This is a genomic window from Nonomuraea sp. NPDC050478, from assembly GCF_044458265.1.
GTDB lineage: Bacteria > Actinomycetota > Actinomycetes > Streptosporangiales > Streptosporangiaceae > Nonomuraea > Nonomuraea ferruginea.
In genome coordinates, this window is sequence record NZ_JBITHT010000002.1 from 896,837 (window position 1) to 903,066 (window position 6,230).

The window sequence follows — 6,230 nt, forward strand, 5'->3', positions numbered from 1 at the left end:
CTTCACGTGTGCTGACCCAACTTCACGAGGTTACCGTCTCGCGCCACCGCGACGAGCCGGTCAGTCGGCGACCCAGCTCCCGTGGAAGCCCAGCGGAACCCTGACCGGCAGGTGGACGGTGGCCACCGGGTCGCCGGTGAAATCCTGCGCCGGCAGGATCACCAGGTCGGCCGCGCCTCTGTCCGGGTTGTTGACGAAGGTGAGCACGTACCCGTCGTCCTCCGCGTCGCCCGACGGCACGAACACCGGCTCGCCCACGTACGCGCCGCGCCCGAACTGGCGGGCCTGCTGCGTGCCCGCCGCCAGGTCGTGCTTGATCAGCGTGTTGTCGAACGCCTCGTCGGGCAGGTCCTCCAGCTCGGTGTCGTCGGGATAGACCACGTCGATCAGGTCGCGGGCGGCCGCGGTGTAGCCGTAGCGGTAGGGCCTGCCGGTCAGCCGCTCGTCCATGCGCGGGAACTCCTGCGCCCTGTCGTCCAGCCGCGTCTCGGTGAAGGTGCCGGCGACCGGGTCGACATGCCAGCGGTCGAGCGTCGGCGTGCCGCCCAGGTCGAGCCGGGCGTCGACGAACCGCTGCGGGTAACGCACCAGGTCGACCACCACCTGGTCGCCGTCGTCGTAGGCGTTGAGCGTGTGGAAGACCCAGCACGGCGGCACCTCCACCCAGCTCACCTCGCCGGTCGCCCGTGACAGCAGGCCGACCCTGGAGGCGTGGCCGGGGTTCCACGCGTACGGCAGCGAGGCGCCCTGCTCGGCGTGGGCCATGCTGAAGGTGACCGGCAGGTCGTAGATGACCACGTACTTCTCGGTGAGCGCGAAGTCGTGCAGCATGGGCGCGTCGGCGATCGGGATGTCCCTGGTCCGCACGACCGTGCCCTTGTCGTCGAGCACGATGTGCTGGTGGTGGTCCCAGCCGAAGAAGTACGCCATGGCGTGCAGCTCGCCGGTGGCGGGGTCGAGGTGGGTGTGGGCGGCGAACCCGCCGGGCAGGCCGCCGTCGAAGTCGCACGGGCCGATGGTGTCGAGCTCGTAGCTCATCTCGTACGGGAGCGCCCCGGCCTCGACGGTGGCCAGGGTGCGCCCGGCGATGCCGAGCACGTGGGTGTTGGGGGCGAAGTCCATGCCCTCGTGGGTGAGCGTGGAGCGCGGCTCCTCGCCGAGCCGCCGGGCCACGGCGGCGTTGCGCACCCACCGGTTGCGGTACCACTCGGCGCGGCCGTCGCGCAGCCGCACGCCGTGGATCATGCCTTCGCCGAGGAACAGGTGGGAGGCGGACGGGTCGTCCAGGCTCAGCGGGTTGGGGCCGTTGCGCAGGTAGCGGCCGTTCAGCTCGGCCGGGATCCGGCCGGTCACCTCCAGGTCGTAGGCGGTGATCTCCTCGGTGACGGGGGCGAAGCCGTCGCGGTACGGGTGGGACGTCATGGGGTGGTCCTCTCGTCTGGAACGAGGAAGGGATGCAGCACCGAGGTCCACAGCAGCCGGTAGCGGTGCCCGGCCTCGGCCCGGTCGAAGAAGCCGGAGAGCTCTAGGCTCACCGCGCCGTGCATGGCCATCCAGAGCACGTCGGCGATCTCCGCGGCGTCGCCGCCGCGCAGCCGCCCCTCGTCGAGGCAGCGCCGCACGCCGCCCACGAGCAGGCGGAACGTCCGCCGGGCGGCATCCCTGGCCGCCTCGTCGGGGATGTAGCCGGACAGGGCGCCCTGAAACATCAGCCGGTAGTACTCCGGCTCCTCCAGCGCGTACTCCCGGTAGGCGGCGACGCCGGCCCGCAGCCGCTCCAGCGGGTCGTCGTCGTGGGGCACCTCCAGCAGCCGCCGCTCGAACCGGGCGAAACCCTCCAGCCAGAGCGCCCGGCAGAGCCCGTCCTTGCCGCCGAACAGCGTGTAGATGACCTTGGTGGAGCAGCCGGCCTCGCCGGCGATGCGCCGCACGGTCAGCGCCGCGGGCCCCTCGCCGATCAGCAGGCTCTTGGCGGCGTCGAGGATCACTGCCCGCACGACGCCCTGCCCCTCCTGCTGGGCCTGCTGGTACGCGGTCACGCTCATGTTCGGTAACGCCGTTTCTTCTCGGTAACGCTGTTACCGTCTTTCTATCCCGGCTTCCCCGGCCCGTCAAGGCATGAGCGGACTCCCCCGGGAGAGAAGCCGTGCGTGAGAGCTGACAGCAAGGTGACGGTGGTGGTGGTGACCCGCGACCGCCTGCGCACGCTGCAGCGCTCGCTCCCCCGCCACCGCGGCCCGGTGATCCTGGTGGACAACGGCTCCACCGACGGCACCGCCGGGTTCGTCCGCCGCCACCACCCGCACGTCCAGGTCGTGGAGAACGGCCGCAACCTCGGCGCGCCCGCCCGCAACGTGGGCGTGCGGCTGGCGCGGACCCCGTACGTGGCCTTCGCCGACGACGACTCGTGGTGGGCGCCCGGGGCGCTGGAGCGGGCGGCCGGGCTCTTCGACGCCCACCCGCGCCTGGCCGTGCTCGGCGCGCGCGTGCTGGTGGGGCCCGAGGAGCGGCTCGACCCGGTCAGCGAGGAGATGCGCCGCTCGCCGCTGGGGGTCGCCGCCGACCTGCCCGGCCCGAGCGTGCTCGGTTTCCTGGCGTGCGGCGCGATGGTGCGCAGGGACGCCTTCCTGGAGGCCGGCGGCTTCGACGAGGTGGTGTTCTTCTTCGGCGAGGAGGAGCGGCTGGCGCTGGACCTGGCCGCGCGCGGCTGGGGTCTCGCCTACGCCGACGACGTGGTGGCGCACCACCACCCGTCGCCGCCCCGCGACCCTGCGGCCCGGCAGGCCCTGGCGGCGCGCAACGCGCTGCTGACGGCCGTGCTGCGCCGTCCGTGGCCGGTGGTGGCCCGGCGGTCTCTGGACGCCCTGCGCCAAGGCAGGGCGGGCCGGCGCGGCCTGCTCGACGCACTCCCCCGGCTGCGCCGCGCCCTGGCCCGGCGCGAGGCACTGCCGCCGGAGGTCGAACGAGCACGAAAAGCGCTTGATCGTTACAATCTGTGACTTTTGGGTAGCAATGGGTTATGACTACAGCACCGAACCCGATCCAGCTGCAGAAGCACCTCAAGGGTGTCGACTACCCGGCCTCCAAGGCCGACCTGCTGGAGGCCGCCCGCAAACACGGCGCCGACCAGGACACGATGCGCGCCCTGGAAGCCATGCCCGACCGCGAGTACGACGGCCCCAACGCCGTCAGCCAAGCGATCACCCGGCGCTGAACCACCAAGGGTCCCGGCACCACGCCGGGACCCTTCACCATGCCGCTACGGCACCTGCCACCCGCGCTCGCGCAGGGCCTGGCTCAGCGAGCCGGCCGCGTCGGGCTGCACCGACAGCTCGGCCACGCCCAGGGGCAGGCCGGGAGCGTGCTCCAGGCGGACGTCCTCGACGTTGACCCCGACCTCGTCGCACACCTGGAACAGCCGCGCCAGCTGGCCCGGACTGTCACCGATGACGACCTGGACGACCGCGTACGCGGAAGCCGGGCCGCCGTGCTTGCCCGGGATCCGCCCGTGGCCCACGACCCCGCGCTTGAGCAACTGGGTCAGCTCGCCGGACGCGGTGCCGTCGCCCCCGGACAGCGCCCGCAGCGCCGACGCCGCCTCCGCCAGGTCGCGGGAGACCGCCTCCAGCACCTCGGCGACCGGGGCCGAGTTGCCGGACAGGATGCCCAGCCACAGGCCGGGATCACCGCCGGCGATCCTCGTCACGTCGCGCACCCCCTGACCGGCCAGGCCGAGCGCCACATCGGAGGCGTCGGCCAAGCGAGCCGCCACCGCCGAGGCCGCGACGTGCGGGGCGTGCGAGACCACCGCGACCGCCCGGTCGTGCTCGGCCGCGTCGACCTCGACCGCGTTCGCGCCGCACAGCTCGATCAGCCGCAGCACCGCCGCCGTCGCCTCCGCGGACGCCTCGGGCGTGGGACAGAACGCCCACGGCCGCCCCAGGAACAGGTCGGCCCTGGCCGCGCCCGGCCCGGACCGCTCACGGCCCGCCAGCGGGTGCGAGGCCACGTACGCGGACAGGTCGCACCCCAGCTCGCGCGCCCGGTCGATCGGCTCCGCCTTGACGCTGGCCACGTCGGTGAAGAACCGCGCCGCGCCGCCCTCCTGCAGCCGCCGCAGCTCGGTGGCGACGTAACCGGGCGGCACCGCGATCACCGCCAGGTCGGCGCTCTCGCCGGGCCGCCACTCCTCACCGGCGCCGAGCTCGCGCGCGAGCCGCACGGCCCCCTGGTCTCGGTCGGCGAGCAGCACGCGCACCTCGTGCTTGCGCAGCGCGAGCGCCAGCGAGGTGCCGATGAGACCGGTGCCCACAACCAGCACGGTGCGGAGTTCGGAGGCCATGTCGTTGTCCTGATTTCGGTACGGGAGTCGTACGGGCAGATTATTGGGCGATTTATTGGGCGATGTCCTGACGGAGCGCGACGGCGCCGCGCAGATACACATGCTGGATCGCCGAGCGGGGCCGGTCGGTCTCGACGTGCGCCATGAGCCGCACCACCCTGGGCAGCGCACCCGGCACGCCGATCTCGGTGCAGCAGATCAGCGGCACCTCGTGGAACCCCAGCTTGCGCGCCGCCAGCGCCGGGAACTCCGCCGTCAGGTCGGGAGTGGCGGTGAACAGCACACTGATCACGTCGTCCGTGGTGAGCTCGTTGCGCTCCATGACCTGGGCGACCAGCTCGGTCGTCCCCTCGATGATCGAGTTACGGTCGTCGGCGTCCACCTGGATCGCGCCGCGGATCGCCCGCACCATGCGCTTCGCTCCTTCTATAGCGGGAGAGCCCGTGCGGAGATTCGCACGGGCTCCAGCGTCGTGGCCAGGTTACAGCTTCACCGCGGCGTACAATTCGCCGACCTCACGCAGCGTCAGCGCCCTGAGCGTGCCGGGCTTGGTGCGGCCCAGCTTCACCGGGCCGAACTCGATGCGGGCCAGGTCGATGACCCGGTGGCCGGACTCCTCCAGCATGCGTCGTACGACGTGCTTGCGTCCCTCGTGCAGCACCACCTCGACCAGCGCCTGCTGGCCGTGCTCCTGCACGATCTGGAAGTCGTCGGCCTTGGCGATGCCGTCCTCCAGCTCGATGCCCTGCTTGAGCCGGCGGCCCAGGTCGCGCGGGATCGGGCCGGGCACCTTGGCCCAGTACTTCTTCGGCACCCCGTAGCTCGGGTGGGTGAGCCGGTTGGCCAGCTCGCCGTCGTTGGTGAGCAGCAGCAGGCCCTCGGTCTCGGTGTCGAGCCTGCCGACGTGGAACAGCCGCGGAGCCAGCTCCTCCACGAAGTCGGCCAGGCACGGCCGGCCCTGCGGGTCCTCCATGGTCGACACCACGCCGATCGGCTTGTTCAGCGCGTAGTAGACCAGGTCGGGCGCGGTCGGGATACGCCTGCCGTCGACGTGGATGACCTGCTTGGCCGGGTCGACCTTGGCGCCGAACCTGCGCACCACCTGGCCGTCCACGGTGACGCGGCCGTCGCCGATCATCTCCTCGCAGGCCCTGCGGCTGGCGACCCCGGCCTGGGCGAGCACCTTCTGCAGGCGCACCCCGCCCGGGACCTCGGTGGTGTCGCGCTCGTCGGTGTAGCCCTCGGGGTAGAAGTCGCGGTCGCGGACCGGCTGGCGTGCGGTCTTGAACCGGTCCTTGGGCGTGGCCCGGTCTCCGGCGCCGCGCCGCGAGTCGCCCAGCGTGTGGACGCCGTCGCGCTTGGACACCCGCCCGCTGCGGGCGCCTTCGTCCCGCCGGGGCGTGCGGCCCGAGCCGCCGCGGTCTCCTTCGTCGCGCCTGCCGTAACGGGCCCGCGACGAACCCTGGGGGCCTTCCCTGCGCCCGCTCCGGTCCACCCGGAACCCGCCGCGCTCCTCCGCGCGCCCGCCGCCGAAGGACTCGTACTCGATGTCCTCGCCGGAGAGACCGAGGTCGTCCCGCGCGGGCCGCTCGGAACGGCCGCCGTCATGCCCGTACCTGGCCCGCGTACCGCCGTCCCTGCCGGCGCGCGGCGAGTCACGTCCGTCGCCCCGGTCCCGACCGTACCGGTCCTCCCCACGCGAGCTTCCGCGCGCGTCATCACGCCGGTAGGACCCACGCGCGTCATCGCGACGGAAGGACCCGCCGGAGGACCCACGCGCGTCGTCACGACGGAACGAACCGCCTGAAGACCCACGCGCGTCATCACGACGGAACCCACCACGGTCGTCCCGCGAACCCCGACGGTCACCACGGAACTCCCCGCCTAC

7 protein-coding genes are annotated in these 6,230 nt (G+C 72.7%); 2 read left to right on the forward strand and 5 right to left on the reverse strand.

The features are described from left to right. Positions 1-60 precede the first annotated feature (60 nt). Both ACIBF7_RS12165 and ACIBF7_RS12170 read right to left on the reverse strand, forming a co-directional pair. Positions 61-1,422, reverse strand: coding sequence for a carotenoid oxygenase family protein (locus ACIBF7_RS12165; protein ID WP_397197089.1), 1,362 nt, complete (start codon positions 1,420-1,422; stop codon positions 61-63). After that, the gene (locus ACIBF7_RS12170; protein ID WP_397197090.1) at positions 1,419-2,045 is read right to left on the reverse strand and encodes a TetR/AcrR family transcriptional regulator; all 627 of its coding nucleotides are present in this window, start codon (positions 2,043-2,045) and stop codon (positions 1,419-1,421) included. Before ACIBF7_RS12170 ends, ACIBF7_RS12165 begins: the two co-directional genes overlap by 4 nt. Before the next feature lie 105 nt (positions 2,046-2,150). Here ACIBF7_RS12170 and ACIBF7_RS12175 point away from each other — a divergent pair, with 105 nt between their 5' ends. Further along, the gene (locus ACIBF7_RS12175) at positions 2,151-2,999 is read left to right on the forward strand and encodes a glycosyltransferase family 2 protein (protein WP_397197091.1); all 849 of its coding nucleotides are present in this window, start codon (positions 2,151-2,153) and stop codon (positions 2,997-2,999) included. Between the two features lie 20 nt (positions 3,000-3,019). Next, positions 3,020-3,214, forward strand: coding sequence for a DUF2795 domain-containing protein (locus tag ACIBF7_RS12180; RefSeq protein ID WP_148032579.1), 195 nt, complete (start codon positions 3,020-3,022; stop codon positions 3,212-3,214). Positions 3,215-3,259: 45 nt separating this feature from the next. Here ACIBF7_RS12180 and ACIBF7_RS12185 read toward each other — a convergent pair whose 3' ends face one another. The 3 genes from ACIBF7_RS12185 to ACIBF7_RS12195 form a co-directional block, all read right to left on the reverse strand. Further along, the gene (locus ACIBF7_RS12185) at positions 3,260-4,342 is read right to left on the reverse strand and encodes a prephenate dehydrogenase (RefSeq protein WP_219550940.1); all 1,083 of its coding nucleotides are present in this window, start codon (positions 4,340-4,342) and stop codon (positions 3,260-3,262) included. 52 nt (positions 4,343-4,394) lie between these two features. After that, positions 4,395-4,754 (reverse strand): chorismate mutase, encoded by a 360-nt coding sequence (gene aroH / locus ACIBF7_RS12190; RefSeq protein WP_148032581.1) that lies wholly within the window; start codon positions 4,752-4,754, stop codon positions 4,395-4,397. A 69-nt stretch (positions 4,755-4,823) separates the two neighbouring features. After that, complete coding sequence (locus ACIBF7_RS12195; RefSeq protein WP_397197092.1) at positions 4,824-5,837, reverse strand: pseudouridine synthase; 1,014 nt, start codon at positions 5,835-5,837, stop codon at positions 4,824-4,826. Positions 5,838-6,230 lie beyond the last annotated feature (393 nt).